The organism is Paraburkholderia sp. BR10872 (assembly GCF_040965835.1).
In the GTDB taxonomy this organism is placed as follows: Bacteria; Pseudomonadota; Gammaproteobacteria; order Burkholderiales; family Burkholderiaceae; genus Paraburkholderia; species Paraburkholderia nodosa_A.
Genome location: NZ_JBFRCN010000183.1, coordinates 1 through 261, shown reverse-complemented (window position 1 = coordinate 261; position 261 = coordinate 1). Strand labels below are relative to the sequence as shown.

The window sequence follows — 261 nt, the reverse complement described above, 5'->3', positions numbered from 1 at the left end:
TCAGCACGAGGGCCGCCGCGAGCGCGATGATGCCGAAGTAGACAAGATAGAAACCCTTCGCGTCGAGCACGCTGCGGTGCAGCGAGTGCTTGACCTTGAAGACATCGCCAATCGCATAGGCCGTCGAGAGCGAAACGGCGGCGGCGCCAATGATCGACGCGTCGAGCAGCGCCACGGCGAAGATCGTGGCCGAGGTCTGGCCGACGTACTTGTGCAGACCCGCAATCACGCCACCCGCGTCGGTGAAGTTGCCGAACTCGG

Annotated in this window: 1 protein-coding gene; it reads right to left on the bottom strand. The window is 64.0% G+C overall.

Annotated features, from left to right (window positions below):
* The coding region (locus AB4Y43_RS40595) for a divalent metal cation transporter (RefSeq protein ID WP_368730305.1) at positions 1 to 261 on the bottom strand (261 nt) is incomplete at both ends.